Annotated in this window: 15 protein-coding genes; 7 read left to right on the top strand and 8 right to left on the bottom strand. The window is 29.8% G+C overall.

What is annotated here, in order from left to right:
* Nucleotide 1: 1 nt before the first annotated feature.
* The 3 genes from J5A73_RS04860 (at nt 2) to J5A73_RS04850 (ending at nt 1,666) form a co-directional block, all read left to right on the top strand.
* Nucleotides 2-412, top strand: coding sequence for a hypothetical protein (locus tag J5A73_RS04860; RefSeq protein WP_211617131.1), 411 nt, complete (start codon nt 2-4; stop codon nt 410-412).
* A 238-nt stretch (nt 413-650) separates the two neighbouring features.
* Nucleotides 651-884 carry a hypothetical protein gene (locus tag J5A73_RS04855; RefSeq protein ID WP_211617129.1) on the top strand — a complete coding sequence of 78 codons (234 nt, stop codon included), beginning with the start codon at nt 651-653 and terminating at the stop codon, nt 882-884.
* 11 nt (nt 885-895) lie between these two features.
* The gene (locus tag J5A73_RS04850; protein WP_211617127.1) at nt 896-1,666 is read left to right on the top strand and encodes a DUF4272 domain-containing protein; all 771 of its coding nucleotides are present in this window, start codon (nt 896-898) and stop codon (nt 1,664-1,666) included.
* A gap of 44 nt (nt 1,667-1,710) precedes the next feature.
* On the opposite strand, the gene J5A73_RS04845 is transcribed toward J5A73_RS04850, so the two are convergent.
* The 4 genes from J5A73_RS04845 to J5A73_RS04830 all read right to left on the bottom strand — a co-directional run bounded on the left by J5A73_RS04845 (nt 1,711) and on the right by J5A73_RS04830 (nt 4,699).
* Nucleotides 1,711-2,040: an AzlD domain-containing protein gene (locus J5A73_RS04845; RefSeq protein ID WP_211617125.1), complete on the bottom strand. Its 330-nt coding sequence runs from the start codon at nt 2,038-2,040 to the stop codon at nt 1,711-1,713.
* Complete coding sequence (locus tag J5A73_RS04840) at nt 2,033-2,746, bottom strand: AzlC family ABC transporter permease (RefSeq protein WP_211617123.1); 714 nt, start codon at nt 2,744-2,746, stop codon at nt 2,033-2,035. The genes J5A73_RS04845 and J5A73_RS04840 overlap by 8 nt, the downstream gene beginning before the upstream one ends.
* A gap of 362 nt (nt 2,747-3,108) precedes the next feature.
* Nucleotides 3,109-3,447 (bottom strand): P-II family nitrogen regulator, encoded by a 339-nt coding sequence (locus J5A73_RS04835; RefSeq protein WP_147003524.1) that lies wholly within the window; start codon nt 3,445-3,447, stop codon nt 3,109-3,111.
* A gap of 16 nt (nt 3,448-3,463) precedes the next feature.
* Complete coding sequence (locus tag J5A73_RS04830; protein ID WP_211617121.1) at nt 3,464-4,699, bottom strand: ammonium transporter; 1,236 nt, start codon at nt 4,697-4,699, stop codon at nt 3,464-3,466.
* Between the two features lie 250 nt (nt 4,700-4,949).
* On the opposite strand from J5A73_RS04830, the gene J5A73_RS04825 reads away from it, so the two are divergent.
* Entirely contained in the window at nt 4,950-6,251 is a 1,302-nt protein-coding gene (locus J5A73_RS04825; RefSeq protein ID WP_211617119.1) for a dihydroorotase family protein, read from the top strand.
* Complete coding sequence (pyrE, locus tag J5A73_RS04820; RefSeq protein ID WP_211617117.1) at nt 6,244-6,879, top strand: orotate phosphoribosyltransferase; 636 nt, start codon at nt 6,244-6,246, stop codon at nt 6,877-6,879. Before J5A73_RS04825 ends, pyrE begins: the two co-directional genes overlap by 8 nt.
* Before the next feature lie 127 nt (nt 6,880-7,006).
* On the opposite strand, the gene fabV is transcribed toward pyrE, so the two are convergent.
* On the bottom strand, nt 7,007-8,200 hold the full coding sequence (fabV, locus tag J5A73_RS04815) for an enoyl-ACP reductase FabV (protein WP_211617115.1): 1,194 nt from the start codon (nt 8,198-8,200) through the stop codon (nt 7,007-7,009).
* Between the two features lie 337 nt (nt 8,201-8,537).
* Between fabV and rlmN the strand changes: the two genes are divergently transcribed.
* Nucleotides 8,538-9,590, top strand: coding sequence for a 23S rRNA (adenine(2503)-C(2))-methyltransferase RlmN (rlmN, locus tag J5A73_RS04810; protein WP_211617113.1), 1,053 nt, complete (start codon nt 8,538-8,540; stop codon nt 9,588-9,590).
* Nucleotides 9,591-9,614: 24 nt separating this feature from the next.
* Complete coding sequence (locus J5A73_RS04805; protein ID WP_211617111.1) at nt 9,615-11,666, top strand: transglycosylase domain-containing protein; 2,052 nt, start codon at nt 9,615-9,617, stop codon at nt 11,664-11,666.
* Between the two features lie 61 nt (nt 11,667-11,727).
* Here J5A73_RS04805 and J5A73_RS04800 read toward each other — a convergent pair whose 3' ends face one another.
* The 3 genes from J5A73_RS04800 to argH all read right to left on the bottom strand — a co-directional run bounded on the left by J5A73_RS04800 (nt 11,728) and on the right by argH (nt 16,046).
* Complete coding sequence (locus J5A73_RS04800; RefSeq protein ID WP_211617315.1) at nt 11,728-13,116, bottom strand: NCS2 family permease; 1,389 nt, start codon at nt 13,114-13,116, stop codon at nt 11,728-11,730.
* Nucleotides 13,109-14,518, bottom strand: a complete 1,410-nt coding sequence (locus tag J5A73_RS04795; protein WP_211617109.1) for a hemolysin family protein — start codon at nt 14,516-14,518, stop codon at nt 13,109-13,111. The genes J5A73_RS04800 and J5A73_RS04795 overlap by 8 nt, the downstream gene beginning before the upstream one ends.
* A gap of 148 nt (nt 14,519-14,666) precedes the next feature.
* On the bottom strand, nt 14,667-16,046 hold the full coding sequence (gene argH, locus J5A73_RS04790; protein WP_211617107.1) for an argininosuccinate lyase: 1,380 nt from the start codon (nt 16,044-16,046) through the stop codon (nt 14,667-14,669).
* Nucleotides 16,047-16,078: the final 32 nt, after the last annotated feature.

Genomic DNA, 16,078 nt, shown 5'->3' with positions numbered 1-16,078 from the left:
TTTGATAATAGTTTATATAATTATATTTTATATATTGTATTTTATTTTTAGAAGAATATCAGAAAAAATAAAATATAAAGCTGAAAAGTTGGAAGAATTAGATGGAGAATTTATTTTTACATTTGTAAGACGAATTAGGAAAAAAGAAATTTATTTTAATATTGATGAAGTTACGATGGCGATACTTACCAAAATGTTCATAAAAAAAGGAAGTTTTCAAACTATGAATTTTAGAATTTTTTTGGTTGACGGATACAATTTAAGACTTAGAAAAAAGCAGGACTGTCTTTTATTCTTAAAAACATGTCGAAATAAAAGAGCAGAACTTTATCAAAAAATTTTGGAAATGATACCGGCAGGAGCTAGTATAATTTCTATATTAGAAAAGGAATTGGATAATTTTGAAAATTAAAAATTAAAATTAATATTTGAGAAAGGGAAGAAGTTACTGTGGGAGTATTAGATTTTTTTAAAAAGAAGCGAAAAGAAAAATTAATTATATGTTTTTCAAAAGATAAGACAGAAGAAGAACTTTTAAAAATTTTTTTGAAGCCTATGCTGATAAAATAAAATCAGTTACAAATGAAACTGATAAAGAAATAACTTCAAAGACAAAAAAGTTTTTTTTGGTTTTAAAAAATGGTAGGAAATTGACTATTCAAGTAAATCCAAGTCCTAAATATATTTTGGAAACAGAGTTTTTGATGGAAATATTTGTAGAAAATTTAAAATTTGAAACTTGCAAAAATTTGAGTGAAAAAGAGATTTCAAAATATACGAGAATGCTTATAACTGTTGAAGCGTTAAATAAAGAAGAAAGAAATGACGAAGAACTTTTAAAGAAAAAATCAAATGAGTTTTTTTCGAATTTCAAAAGTTTTTAATAGCAAAAAAATTGAAGCATTATCATTTTAACAAAAGAAATCTTGTGCGAGATGAAAAAAAATGGGATTTCTCAGATTTTATTCCGCCACTTTCTGAAAAAATGTTTGAAAATTTTGAGCAGACAAAAGAAGATGTTGACAGAATAGAAAGAAATATAAAATTAATGGAAAAAGATAAGTTGCCATTTTATGATAAAATGGAAGTGAATATTTCTGAAAAAAATGTAAAAATAAGAAAAAAATGGGAAATTATAAGAAAAGTTGTAGCAGTTGTCATAACTAGAATTGCGGCTCAGACATTTCTTGAAAAAAAAGAAAATATGCTAAAAAATTTGAGCGAAATAATCGAGATTTTTGAGAGAAAATATCAGTTTAAAGAGATTTTGACAAAGAGAGAAAAGGAATTTCTAGAAAATAAAGTGGAAAATTCTCAATTAAATGTAGAATTTTATTTTAGACTGGAAACGGCACAGACGCTTTTGTGGATTTTGTCTGCTGGTAAATTGCCAAATTTAAATAATTTTTCTGATTTGACGGAGATAATTGAGATTTTAGAAAATGAAAATTTAAAATCATTTGCAAGAAAATGTGAAATTCGTTCCAAAAATCAGATTTTGGATGCGCTTGATTACATGTATCGGCTAAATTGGGCTAATGTAGAAGTAAAATTAAATGGTTATGACAGAATTGTAAATGAAAGTATTTTATATTTTACAAGATTAGGACTTGAATGGGCAGTTCAAAGTGACATACCAATGGAAAAAATAGTGATTCATACATAAAAATAAAAAAATATAAAAAAAGCGAAAAAATCTCGCTTCTTTTTTTATTTTATTAAATAAATTTTCGCTAAATCAAAGAAGAATATCATAACAAGCGACACCGAAACAATAATTCCAAGTCCAAATTTTTTCAGCGACAAAAAAGTGACAACACCCATTCCAATCAATATTTTTACAATGTCATAAGGAGCTGTACCGCCCGAAGTAAAAATATCTGGAAAAACCATAAGTGCTAGTACTGAATATGGCAATGCTTCAAAAAATTTATTCATTATTGGATTTTTTGGAATCTTCACAAACAGTGGCAGCAATCTTAAAGCCACCGTTACCAACGCTGAAATGACAATTACTTTAAAAACCTCCAAATTATTCATTTTCTTTTACCTCATCCTTTCTATGTCTTATCGCATAAATTAAACTTGAACCTATCATAATTAAAATCATCGCCCATCCGCTGCTTACCTTATTTAAAATTGGCAAATACATAAATGCTAGTTTTGCGGCAATTACATAAATTACGACTTCAAAGAATTTTGGCAATTTTTGCAGCGACATTACAAGCAAACTAAAATATATCGAATATAAAATAAAACTTAGGCTTGCACGGAAAACTTCAGGTATCATATTTCCAAAAAGTGAACCTAGAACAGAACTTCCAGCATAGCATAAATACGGAATTGTATTTAGTCCAATAATATACCAAGGTGAATTTTCTTCCTTTATAATCGCATAAGTTATCGTTTCATCAGTAAGTCCAACTCCAACCAGTATTTTTTCAAATAATTTAGTTCCATTTTTTAATTGCCTGAAAATCAATAAATTTAAAAGCAAATATCTCAAATTTATCATAAATACTGAAATTATAACTTCAATTGCTGTAGAATGTTGCACATAAACCATTTTCAAAAGCATTGCTTCCGAGCCGCCAGCATAAATTCCAAATGACATAGCTGCCGTGACAATCGTATACATTCCGTTATTTTTAGCAATCAGCCCAACTGTCAGACCAAACGGAATATATGCAATTCCCATTCCAATTCCAGCTTTTAGTCCTTTTAGATATTTTTCTGTATTAATCATTTTTCCCTTTCTTCTTTCCTTTCTATTTTATTTTATTCTATTCTATTCTATTATTTATTCTATTCTATTATTTATTTTATTTATTATTTTTTTAATTTTTATTGTATTCAAACTTATTTAAAAATAAAATGCTAAAAATTATATAAATTTAGGTTTTGAGTAAAATAGTCATAGTTTTTGAGTTCAACTTTAAACTTTAAAGCAGTTTTATATAAACTAAATAAATTTCATTATTTAAAAATTATATCACAATTTTTTCATTAATTGAACTTTATTTAAATTTATTTAACTTTTTTAATTAAAAAAATAAAAAAAGAAGTTAGTTCATATTCAAGCTAACTCCTTTAATTTTTTTATTTATATTACAATGCGTCTTTTCCTCTCTCTCTCGTTCTAATTCTAATCACATCATCTATTGGCAAAATAAATATTTTTCCATCTCCAACTTCTCCAGTGTAAACGGCATCTATTATAATATCAACTAATTTTTCAACATTAGCATCTTGAGTAATTATTTCGATTTTTAATTTAGCAAGCAATGTCGGCGTAATCTTTTGCCCACGAAAACTTTCTGTGTAACCTTTTTGATTTCCGTGTCCTAAAACTTGGCTTACTGTCATTCCTCTGACTTTGGCTTTTGTCAATGCATCTTTTAAATCTTCTAACTTATCAGAACGAATTATAACTTCTATTTTTTTCATAATTTTTCTCCTTAAATTAAGAATCTAGTCCCATAAATGTTGGGTAAGCAGTTTCTTTATGTTCACTGTCATCCATTCCCACAGCTTCTTCTCTATCTGTAGCTCTAAGCGGTAAAAATACTCCGATAACTTTTATTATCACAAATGTAAAAGCTCCTGCCCAAATAGCTGTTATCAGTATGGCAGCAATTGTTGCACCAAATAAATGAGTTCCGCCGTATAAAAGTCCAAAATTTCCCTTTTCTGGTGTTAAACTTGGCGTTGTAAAAATCGCTGTCGCAATTCCTCCAAAAATTCCACCAACACCGTGACAGCCGAAAGCATCTAATGCATCATCATACTGCAATTTATGTTTTAAACTTGAAATTGCAAAATAGCAAATTGGACTGACTAACAATCCCATTAAAATTGCTGAGCCGTACGAAACATAACCTGCACCTGGCGTAATTGCCACAAGCCCCGCAACTAGACCAGTTGAAGTTCCAACTAATGTAGGAGTTCCGTTACTTAACTTTTCAATAATTACCCAAGAGCATGTTGCCGCAGCAAGTGATAGCATTGTTGTAATAAAAGCGTGAATCGCTATACTATTTGCTTCAAGAGCTGAACCTGCATTAAATCCTAGCCATCCGAATGCCAAAATTCCTGTTCCAAGCAGTACAAAAGGCACATTATGCGGACGATACTCGGTTCTTGTAAATTCTCTTCTCTTTCCAATAATTGTCGCTAAAACAAGTCCAGACACTCCTGATGAGATGTGAACGACATCTCCCCCAGCAAAATCTAATGCTCCCATTTTTGCAAGAAGTCCTCCGCCCCAGACCATGTGAGCTAAAGGATAATAAACAAATATTAGCCAAATTGGAGCAAAAACTAAAAACGGCGCAAACTTTATTCTCCCAGTCACGGCACCTGTTGCAATACTTACCGTAATTATTGAAAACATCATCTGAAATAATGCAAAAACTGCATCTGGAATTTTATATCCTTTTGTACTAGCTGTTTCACTAACTCCACGGAATAAAACATTTCCAAAATTTCCTATAAATTTCCCATTTCCAGAAAATGCTAGGGAATACCCCACTAAAAACCACATCACAACTGCAATAGCAATTGGAAGAATAACCATCATCATCGTATTAATGACATTTTTTCTTCGACCCAGACCTCCGTAAAAGAATGCCAGTCCCGGCATCATAAAAAGCACTAATGCTGATGAAAATAAAATAAAAACTACACTTGCTGTATCCATACTGATACCTCCTTTAAAATATATTTCGACATCTGTGTGTCTTATTCAATAAAGTTATTCTAGCACTTTTTAAATCATTTGTAAAATATATTATTTTTATATTTTTGATATATATTATATATATTTTGAAATGTAAAATTTTATTTTAGCATAATTTTTATTTTTTGTAAAATATTTTATTTTTTTAAAAAATTAAAAATAAAAAGACAAAAATTATTTATTGTGATAAAATATAAAGGGAAAAGTTAAAATGGGAAGGAGAGAAAAGAGAAAGATGTTATTTTTGAAAAATGGTGTTGATGTTTTTGGAAAAAAGATTGAGATTTTGACTTTGGATGACAAGATTTTTAAAATTGGTGAAAAGATTTCAGAAAATGAAGTTGAAGAATTTGAGAAAAAAAATAGTGATAAAAAATTAGAAGTCATTGATTTGAATGGAAAACTTTTAATGCCGGGAGTTATTGATGTTCATACACATATGAGAGAACCAGGAGTTGATTATAAAGAAGATTTTTCAACAGGAAGCAGAGCTTGTGCTAAAGCGGGAATTACAACATTTTACGACATGCCAAATACAATTCCAACGACCACAACCTTAAAAGCGCTGGAAGAAAAAAAGGAATTGGCGGATAAAAAATCTATTGTAAATTATGGATTTCACTTTGGTGGAAGCAAAAATGACAATGTCAAAGAAATAAAAAAAGTTCTTGAAAGTGAAAAAGTAAATACTGTAAAAATATTTATGAATATTTCGACAGGAGAAATGCTTATTGAAGATGACGAAATTTTAAAAAAAGTATTTGAAAATTCTAAATTGGTGTTGGTTCACGCTGAAAATGAGATGATTGACAAAGCATTAAAACTTAATAAAGATTATGGAAATGGACTTTATGTCTGCCATATTCCGTCAAAAGAAGAATTGATTAAAGTTTTGAATGCGAAAAAAGATAAGAATTTTAATAATGAAAAGCATCCTGTTTATGCGGAAGTTACGCCACATCACTTATTTTTGAATGATGAAATTAGAGAAAGTACAGATAGAAATAAAATGCTTTTGAGAATGAAACCAGAACTTAGAACAAAAGCTGACAATGAATTTTTGTGGGAAGCGTTAAATAATGGTGAAATTGATACAATTGGAACAGATCATGCGCCGCATCTAATTTCAGAAAAATTGGAAAAAATAACTTTTGGAATGCCAGGTGTGGAAACTTCACTTACTTTAATGCTTAATGCCTATAATGAGCAAAAAGTGAAATTGGAGACAATCCAAAAACTTATGTGTGAAAATCCTGCAAAAATAATGAAAATTGAAAAAAGAGGAAAACTAAAAGAAGGATATTTTGCAGATATTATAGCTGTTGATTTAGAAAAAGAATGGACAGTTGGAGTTGACGATACGATTGAGTCAAAATGTGGATGGACACCTTATGAAAACTGGAAATTAAAAGGAAAAAATATTTTGACAATAGTTAATGGAAAAGTTGTTTTTGAAAATGGAAAATTTAATGATAATTTAGAAAATGGAAGGGAAGTGGAATTTTATGAGTAAAAATTTAAGTTTGGAAGAGAGAGTGGCAAAGGCGCTTTTTGATGTAAAAGCCGTGAAAATCAATGTAAATGAACCTTTTACATTTGCATCTGGAATAAAAAGTCCAATTTATTGCGACAACAGATTTGTTTTGGGATTTTCTAACGAGAGAGATGTAATTGTTGACGGATTTGTACAAGCAATTGACAATGATGTAGATGTAATTGTGGGAGTTGCAACTGCTGGAATTCCTTGGTCCTCATTTATTGCAGATAGAATGAAAAAACCTCTTGCATATGTCAGAAACAAACCAAAAGATCATGGAGCTGGAAAACAAATTGAAGGTGCTGAAGTTAAAGGTAAAAAAGTTGTTGTAATTGAAGATTTGATTACGACTGGAAAAAGTAGTTTAATTGCCGTAGATGTGCTTCAAAAAGAAGGAGTAGCCGATATGGAAGTAAAATCAATTTTTACTTATGGATTTGACACTGCAAAAGAAAATTATGACAAATTTAACTGCAAATTTAGTTCTCTATCGAATTTTAGTATTTTGATAAATTTACTTAAAAATACGGATTATTTGACAAAGGAAGAAGCAGAAATTGCACTTGAATGGAGCAAAAGTCCAAATACTTGGGGAGTTAAATAAATTTGAATTTTGATTTTAATCAAAATTTTTAAAATTTTTAAAATTAAAAAACGCTGACTATTTATAATTCAAAACTTAATAATAAAGTTAAAATTACAAATTTTCAGCGTAATTTTTTATTTTTAGATTATGGACGAAGTTTTGCTAATTCTTCAATATCAACATCGGCATTGTAGTCAACATTGTCAAAGTCAAATCCATTTAATTGCATGAATTCTTCTCTTGCACCTTTATAGTCACTTATTTCTTTAAAGTTTTCAGGTGTTACTTTGTCCCAAAGTGCTTCTACTTCTGCCTGAACATCTTCTCTCATTTCTAAGTTGTCAGGTCTTAATCTTCTCTCAGAATCAATTACAGGTTTGTTTCCATAGACCATATCTTTTAATAATCTATGTTTTTGCTGTATTGTTCCTTCATGAATTCCTTTTTCTTTCATAACTTTGTAAAGAAGTGCGGCATATAATGGGAATATTGGGATAACGGCACTTGCTTTTGTCATTAATGCTTTACTTAGTGAAACATATGCTTCTCCATTGACTTTTTCTTTTAAATAGTCATTCAAAACATCAGCAGTGTGTTCTAAATCTCTTTTTGCAGCTCCAATTGTTCCATCTTTATAAATTCCGTAAGTCACTTTTGGTCCTAAATATGAATAAGCGATAGTTTTAAAACCGTTTGCTAAAACATTTGCATTTGAAAGAGCTTCTATCCATAATTTCCAGTCTTCTCCACCCATTACTTTTACTGTGCTTTTAATTTCTTCAGGTGTAGCAACTCCCATTGTAGTTTCTTCCAATGTTCCTTTTTCAAAGTTTATTGTAGGACCTGAGATTTCTTCTTTTGTTGATTTTAGTGCAGATCTGTAAGTTTTACCGTCTTTAGGATCAGTTCTTACTCCACTTGCCAAGCTATAAATTACCAAGTCAATTTTTCCGCCAAATTCTTCTTTTATATATTTTATGACTTCATCTTTCATTTCGTTAGAAAAAGCATCTCCAATGAAATTTTTTGCAGGAATTCCTTCTTTTTTTGCAGCTTCGGTAAAAGCGATTGTATTCCACCAACCAGCAGATCCGATTCTTTTTCCTTCCACACCTTTTTCAAATGCAACACCGATTGTTTCAGCTCCTGCACCAAAGGCTAGTGAAATTCTTGTTGAAAGTCCATATCCTGATGATGAACCTATTATTAAAACTTTTTTTGGTCCTGTATATTTATCTTGTGATTTTATATAGTCAATTTGTCTTTTTACAAATTCTTTCGCTCCAATTGGATGATTAGTTAAAGCTAATCCACCTTTTAATCTAGGTTTTATTACCATTGTTTCCTCCTAATTGTTTCTTAAATTTTTTATATTCATTTAAATAATACCATATTTCTCATATTTTTTACAAGAATTATTTTTTTTTCTAATAAATTTTATAATTTTGATAATCAAAATAATTTATTTATTTATTTTAAAATTCAAAAAATTGTATAAATATTTTGAAAAATGTGGTATGATATTATATGATATTAAATGAAAAATTTTTAAATTTTTAAAAATTTAATTTAATAAATTTAATTTAATTTAATTAGAAATAGAAAAATAAAAATAAAAAAATTAAATAATAAAATAATAAAATAATAAAATAAAAGGAGAGAGATAAAATAAAAATATGGAAAAAATTGATATTTTGGGATTAAATTTGGAAGAATTGCAAGAAAAGTTTCTTTCGTTAGGACTTAAGAAATTTAATGCAAATCAAGTATTTGATTGGCTTCATAACAAACTTGAATTTGATTTTGACAAATTTTCAAATGTTTCGAAAAAAGATAGAGAAATTTTACAAAAAAATTTTTTTGTGGAAAAGCTGGAATTTAAAACTCATCAAGTTTCAGAAGATAAGGAAACTGAAAAATTTCTTTTTGAATTAAATGATAAAAAATTTATTGAAAGTGTATTAATTACTCATAAAAACAGATACACATTGTGTGTTTCATCACAAATTGGATGTCTTATGAATTGTGATTTTTGTGCGACGGCGTTAATGGGTTATGAGCGAAATTTATCCGTTTCAGAAATTTTGCTGCAGTATTATTATGTGCAAAAACATCTTTTAAAGCGTGGGAAAAAACTTGGAAATGTCGTTTATATGGGAATGGGAGAGCCTTTTTCAAATTATCGTGCCGTGCTTTCTTCAATAGATATATTAAATTCGCCAAAGGGACAAAATTTTTCTAAAAGAAATTTTACAATTTCGACAAGTGGAGTCGTTCCAGTTATAAAAAAATTTACATTGGACGAATCTCAGATTCATTTGGCGATTTCGCTTCATTCGGTAAGAGATGAAATTAGAAATCAAATTATGCCAATAAACAAAACTTGGAATGTAAGTAAATTAAAAGAGGCACTTTTGGAATATCAGAAAAAGACAAAAAATCGAATTACATTTGAGTATATTTTAATTGATGAATTAAATTCAGAACCAAAAGATGCAAGGGAACTCGCAGATTTTTTGAGTTCATTTAACTGTCTTGTAAATCTTATTCCATATAATCCAGTTGGGGGTAAAATTTATAAGACACCGTCAAAAGCGAAACAAAGAGAATTTTATAAAATATTGAAGGATAAAAATGTTAATGTGACGCTTAGGGAAACGAAAGGTCAAGATATTGCAGCGGCTTGTGGACAATTAAGAGCTGAAAAGCAATTGAAAAGAGAAAAGTAACTTTTTGAAAGGTAGGAATGACAGATGAAAAAGAAAAATACAGAAAAAAAAGAAAAAGTGAAAAAGCCAAAAAAGAAATTTAAACTTAGTACTTTTCTTTTAAAAGTTTTTTTATTTTTTTGTGTAATTGGAATAGGAGCAGGAGCGTATTTAGTTTATACTGTGCAAAAAGAAACGCCAGTTGACTTGATTGACGGATACGCACCAGTTTCTCCATCGGTTATTTATGATATGAATGGAAATCAAATAGATACGATAATGGTTCAAAATCGTGCACCAATTGGAATTGGAGATGTTCCAGATTATGTGCAGAATGCTTTTTTGGCGATAGAAGATAGAAAGTTTAGAAGTCATCATGGACTAGATTTTGTGCGTACAGCTAGAGCAGCATTTTTGACGCTTACTGGTAGACGACGAGAAGGTGGAAGTACAATAACTCAGCAACTTGCAAAAAATGCATTCTTGTCACCTGAACAAACTTTGTCAAGAAAGTTAAAAGAAGCAATTTTAGCGATTGAAATTGAAAGAAAATATACAAAAGATGAAATTTTGGAAAACTATTTGAATACAATTTATTTTGGACAAGGTGCTTATGGAATAAAGAATGCGGCAATCAAATATTTTGACAGAGAACCTAAAAATTTGACACTTGGACAAGCGGCAATTTTAGCCAGTCTTCCAAAATCTCCAACAAAATATTCAAAATTAAAATATGCACTTGAAAGACAAAAAATAGTTTTGCATCAAATGAGAGAATATGGATTTATAACTGATGAGCAATATAACGATGCGATTAATGAAAAAATTGCTTTCAAAAATGGAGACATAAAGAGCCGAAATGAAGAAGAACAAATTTCAACTTCAAATGTTGCACCAGAATTTACAACAATTGTGCTGAGCGAATTAAGAAAAATTTTGAAAATTTCAGAAGAAGATCAAAAATTTTTATTTGACGGATACAAAGTTTATGCAACTGTCGACTTAGACTTGCAAAGAGCGGCATATAAGGCATTTAATAGCAATTACAATTTAAAAACTAAAGCTGAGTTAAACGGAGCGCTATATTCAATTGATCCAAGCAATGGATTTGTAAAAGCGATGGTTGGGGGAAAAGATTATAAAAAAGGAAACTTTAACCGTGCTGTAAGTTCATTGCGACAGCCAGGTTCATCATTTAAACCAATAGTATATTTAGCAGCATTGCAGAAAAAAATGACAATGGCAAGTGTGATGGAAGATTCTCCACTGAAAATCAATAATTGGTCGCCTAAAAACTTTGATGGAAGTTACAGAGACAGCATGACTTTAGACAAGGCGATAGAAATTTCAAATAATATAATTCCTGTAAAATTACTGCAATATGTGGGAATTTCCAAAGCTGAAAAAGTTTGGCGAGATGCTGGAGTTGTCGGTGGAGATTTTCCTAAAAACTTTACATTGGCATTGGGATCAATTTCTACAAGACCTTCAGATATGGCGATGTTTTATGCAGCACTTGCAAATGGAGGTTATCAAGTTGAGCCGCAATATATTTACAAAGTTGAGAATAAATATGGAGAAGTTATTTACGAAGCAAAACCTAAGATGAAAAAAGTTTACGATTCAAAAGATGTAGCAGTTCTTACATATATGTTAGAAAATGCTGTAAATTACGGAACTGGTCAATCAGCAAAAGTATTTAAAAATGGTCAGTTAATTCCAATGGCTGGAAAAACTGGAACGACTTCAGATTATGTGTCAGCTTGGTTCACAGGTTACACGCCAACTCTTGCAACAGTTGTCTATGTTGGAAATGATGACAACAAGTCAATGGGAACTGGAATGACAGGAGGTTCAGCTGCAGCACCAATTTGGAAAAATTATATGCAGTCAGTTGTAGATTTACCAAATTACAATGTCGGAGTATTTGAATTTATCGACGATTACATCAAGAGAAAAGATTTGACAACAAGAGATATTGACTTGGAAAATGGACTGCTTGATACAGATGGTGTAAACAAGAGAACAATGTTATTTAAGGCAGGAACAGAACCGATAGAATATGACAATAAATTTAGAGGTGGAATAAGATTTTAAAATAAAAATTACTCACTTAATAAATAATAAAATAAGTGAGTAATTTTTTTTGATTTTAAAACTAAATAAATAATAATTTTATTATGAATAAAATCGCTAAAATAACCATAACTGTTGAAACAGGTCTTTTATCTTCTTTTTTTGCAAATAAATTATAAAGTAAATTTATTAAAACATATGATAAAATTCCTAATGTCAATCCGTCTCCAATGCTATATGTAAGCGCCATAGTTGTGATTGTGATAAAAGATGGAACACCTTCTAAAACATCGTGCAAGTCAATTTGCTTAACTGAGCTCAACATCAAATATCCTACATAAATTAAAGCCGGAGCAGTTGCACATGCAGGAATTGCGATAAATATTGGCGAAAAGAACATTGAAACTAAAAATAAAACTCCTGTTGTAATTGCTGTCCATCCAGTTCTTCCACCAGCTAGAACACCTGTCGAACTTTCCACATATGTTGTAACTGTTGATACACCAAGTGCGGCTCCTAAAGTTGTGGCAATTGCATCAGCCATCAGAGCACGACCAACATTTGGCACATTTCCTTTTTCATCAAGCATATTTGCCTTAGAACAAACTCCAATAAGAGTTCCAACTGTGTCAAAAAAATCAACGAATAAAAATGTGCAAATTATTACAAAAAAGTTACCAAATGATTTTATATCGTAAAAAAATGAAAAATCCAATTTTCCCATAATCGGTGTCATTGATTTAAATTCAAAGACTCCTTTTGGTAAGAAGATTTTTAGTTCAGCTGCTTCTTTTGGGTTTATTATTGCAAATAGCCAAGCTAGTATTGAACTCACTACAATTCCGTAAAGGATGGAACCTTTAACTCGCTTTTTGTCTAAAATAGCAATTATAAAAAGACCGATAAATGAAATTATCACAGCTGGTGAAAAGTGTCCCATGCTAACTTTAGTCGATTCATTTGCAATCACAAGTCCACTTCCAGAAAATCCTACAAATGCAATAAAAACTCCAATTCCACCTGTAACGGCGTGTTTCATATTTTCAGGAATTGAATTTACAACTGCTTCCCTGATTTTAAACATTGTAAGTAAAATAAATATAATACCTTCAATAAATACAGCAGTTAAAGCCATTTGCCAAGTTGCTCCACCTTTTAGGACAACGGTAAATGCAAAAAAAGCATTTAGTCCCATTCCAGATGCCAGTGCAAAAGGTAAGTTTGCAATTAGTCCCATTATAAAGCAACCAAGTGCCGCTGAAAGACAAGTTGCTGTAACTAGAGCTCCTGCATTCATACCAGTTTTGGACAAAATATCAGGATTTACTGCAATAATGTAAGCCATTGTAAGAAAAGTTGTAACTCCTGCACCAATTTCTTTTTTCATGTCAACATTTTTGTTTGCCAAAAGTGGAAAAATCCTTTTAAGACCTGATAGATTTTCTAATTTTATATCGTTTGAATTATTCATTTTCTTTTTTATCTCCTTTATTCTTTTCAATTTTTTTATTTTTTTTGCTGTTTTCATTATTTCGATGGTTTTCGCCATTTTCACTATTTTCTGCGTTATTCAAAGTCATAATAATTTTTTCAATTTTTTTATTTTTTACCGTCTGCGGTTTAAAAATAACTTTTCCAATTTGTATTGGTTCAATATCTTCAGAGTCTTCTGGAATATATCCCAATTTTTCAATTAAAAAACCACTCAATGTATCATAATATTTGGAATCCAGATTAAAATGAAACTTGTCGTTTAAGTCATTTAAGGAAATTTCACCATTTACCAAATATTTATTTTTTGAAAATGGTAATTTTGTAACTGTTAAATCTTCGTCGTCAAATTCATCTGAGATATTTCCCATAACTTCTTCAATTAAGTCCTCCAAAGTCACAATTCCCGAAAAACCGCCATATTCATCAATTAAAATAGCAATATGTTTTTTTTCCATTTGCATTTCGCTAAATAATTCATTTACATTTTTAGTTTCTGGCACGAAATAAGCTTCTTGAACCAAACTTGCGACATTTACATTTTCAAATCCCTTTTTGTAGGCTTCAATCATTAAATCTTTTGTCATTAAAACTCCGATTATGTTGTCGGCTTCTTCTTCATAAACAGGAATTCTTGAATATCGCTCAATTTCTTTAGTATCAAACAATTCTTTAATTGAAATATTTTTGTCAACTAAAAAAACTTTTGTTCTTGGAATCATAATTTCCCGTGCAATTTTTTCGTCAAAGACAATTATATTTTCAATCATTTCTTTTTCGATTTCATTAATTACACCATGTTCTTTTCCAACTTCCACAAGCGAACGAAGTTCTTCTTTAGAAACTTTTTCTTCAATATTGTCCTCTTTCATTTTTAAAACAGTCAAAACCAAATTTGTCGACAGCGTCAAAAACTTTACAAACGGTGAAAATATTTTTGAAATAAAAACTATAACACCGATGGTACGAAGTGCAATTTTTTCAGAATCTCTAAGTGCAATTCGTTTTGGAATAAGTTCTCCGAAAACAAGAGTTATGTATGAAAGTAAAAAAGTCACTAAAATCATAGAAAACTGACTTGCATAAGGAATTTTAAATTTTTGCAAAAAATCGGAAAAATAGTGCGATAAACCAGTTGCAGCCGATGCAGATGCAAAAAAACTTGCAAGAGTTATTCCAACTTGAATTGTTGACAAAAATTTACTTGGTTCACTAAGTAAATTATTTAACAAAATTGCCTTTTTATTTCCTTCCTCAATTAAAATTTTTATTTTGTTTTTATTGACTGAAACAATTGACATTTCCGCAGCGGAAAAAAAAGCATTGATTCCAGTCAAAATAATTATTATTACTATTTGTAATAATAAGTTGCCCTCGGACATTTTTAATTTCCTCCTAAATTTTTTTGATTAACGATATTATAACATATTTTTTTAAATAAAAAAAGGAAATGAGAAGATAAATAAATTAAATAAAATAAAAATTAATATTTTTTAAAAGGGAGAAACTTAATTCTCCCCAATTTTTTTATTAAATTGTTTCTAAAAATAATTTTGCATTTTTAATTTGCATTTTAACATTTTGAATTGAAGTTCCGCCAAATGAATTTCTTTTATTTACACAGTTTTCGATAGTAATTTCATTTTGAATGTCGTCTTTAAATATTTCAGAAAAATTTTGGAATTCTGAAAGCGTCATATCTTCAATTGCAATTTTTTTATTTTCGCAATAAGAAACAATTTCTCCGACAATTTTGTGTGCCTGTCTAAATGGAACGCCGTGTTTTGCTAAATAATCAGCCACATCAGTTGCATTTAAAAATCCGTATTTCATTGAGTCAAAGATTTTTTCTTTATTTACTGTAACAGTATTCAACATTGAATAAAAAATTTCGATGCAAAGCTTGATGTTGTCAATTGAGTCAAAAATTCCTTCCTTGTCTTCCTGCATATCTTTATTATAAGCAAGTGGAAGAGCTTTCATTGTAGTCAAAATTGCCATCAAATTTCCATAAATTCTTCCAGTTTTTCCACGCACAAGTTCCGCTATGTCAGGATTTTTTTTCTGTGGCATAATCGAAGAGCCAGTCGCAAAAGCGTCATCTAAATTTATAAATGAAAATTCAGATGTGCACCAGATAATTATTTCTTCAGAAAATCTCGACAGATGCATAGAAATTACTGAAATAATCATTCCAAGCTCAATTATAAAATCTCTGTCACTCACAGAATCTAAGCTATTTTCAGTCGGCTTAGAAAATCCAAGCTCTTTTGCAACAAAATGTCTATCTAAGTTAAAAGTCGTTCCAGCAAGTGCTCCAGCTCCAAGCGGCATTTCATCACTTCTTTCTAAAAAGTCATCAATTCTTGTGATGTCTCTTTTAAACATTTGAAAATAAGCCATTAAGTGATGAGAAAACAAGATAGGCTGTGCTCTTTGTAAGTGCGTATAACCTGGAATTATTATGTCTTCATATTTTTCTGACAAATTCAAAATGACATTTTCAAAATTTATAAGAAGTTCTTTAATTTTTTTAGCCTCTTTTCTCACATACATTCTCACATCAAGCGCCACTTGGTCATTTCGACTTCGAGCTGTATGAAGTTTTCCAGCAACAGCGCCAATAATTTCAGTCAATCTTTTTTCAATTGACATATGAATATCTTCATCTTCAATTTTAAACTCAAAAGTTCCATTTTCAATTTCATTTTTTATTAGAAGCAGTCCATTTTCAATTTCTTTTTGTTCTTCAGAAGAGATAATCCCTTGTTTACTGAGCATTCTGCTATGAGCGATACTTCCTTTTATATCTTCTTCATACATTCTTTTATCAAAGGTAATAGACGCATTAAATTTTTCCAATAATTTATTAGTTTCTTTATGAAACCGTCCTTCCCACATTTTTTTCATAATTTTAGTTTTCCTTTCTTTTATTTTTTTTC

It is taken from the genome of Leptotrichia sp. oral taxon 218, assembly GCF_018128225.1.
Classification (GTDB): Bacteria; Fusobacteriota; Fusobacteriia; order Fusobacteriales; family Leptotrichiaceae; genus Leptotrichia.
This window is presented reverse-complemented; position numbering and strand designations above follow the sequence as displayed.

Coding starts and splice junctions, on each gene's coding strand:
- J5A73_RS04800 (WP_211617315.1), bottom strand. CDS start 13,116: ATGAATAATTCAAACGATATAAAATTAGAAAATCTATCAGGTCTTAAA.
- J5A73_RS04840 (WP_211617123.1), bottom strand. CDS start 2,746: ATGATTAATACAGAAAAATATCTAAAAGGACTAAAAGCTGGAATTGGA.
- J5A73_RS04805 (WP_211617111.1), top strand. CDS start 9,615: ATGAAAAAGAAAAATACAGAAAAAAAAGAAAAAGTGAAAAAGCCAAAA.
- J5A73_RS04830 (WP_211617121.1), bottom strand. CDS start 4,699: ATGGATACAGCAAGTGTAGTTTTTATTTTATTTTCATCAGCATTAGTG.
- J5A73_RS04825 (WP_211617119.1), top strand. CDS start 4,950: ATGGGAAGGAGAGAAAAGAGAAAGATGTTATTTTTGAAAAATGGTGTT.
- J5A73_RS04835 (WP_147003524.1), bottom strand. CDS start 3,447: ATGAAAAAAATAGAAGTTATAATTCGTTCTGATAAGTTAGAAGATTTA.
- fabV (WP_211617115.1), bottom strand. CDS start 8,200: ATGGTAATAAAACCTAGATTAAAAGGTGGATTAGCTTTAACTAATCAT.
- argH (WP_211617107.1), bottom strand. CDS start 16,046: ATGAAAAAAATGTGGGAAGGACGGTTTCATAAAGAAACTAATAAATTA.
- rlmN (WP_211617113.1), top strand. CDS start 8,538: ATGGAAAAAATTGATATTTTGGGATTAAATTTGGAAGAATTGCAAGAA.
- J5A73_RS04845 (WP_211617125.1), bottom strand. CDS start 2,040: ATGAATAATTTGGAGGTTTTTAAAGTAATTGTCATTTCAGCGTTGGTA.
- pyrE (WP_211617117.1), top strand. CDS start 6,244: ATGAGTAAAAATTTAAGTTTGGAAGAGAGAGTGGCAAAGGCGCTTTTT.
- J5A73_RS04795 (WP_211617109.1), bottom strand. CDS start 14,518: ATGTCCGAGGGCAACTTATTATTACAAATAGTAATAATAATTATTTTG.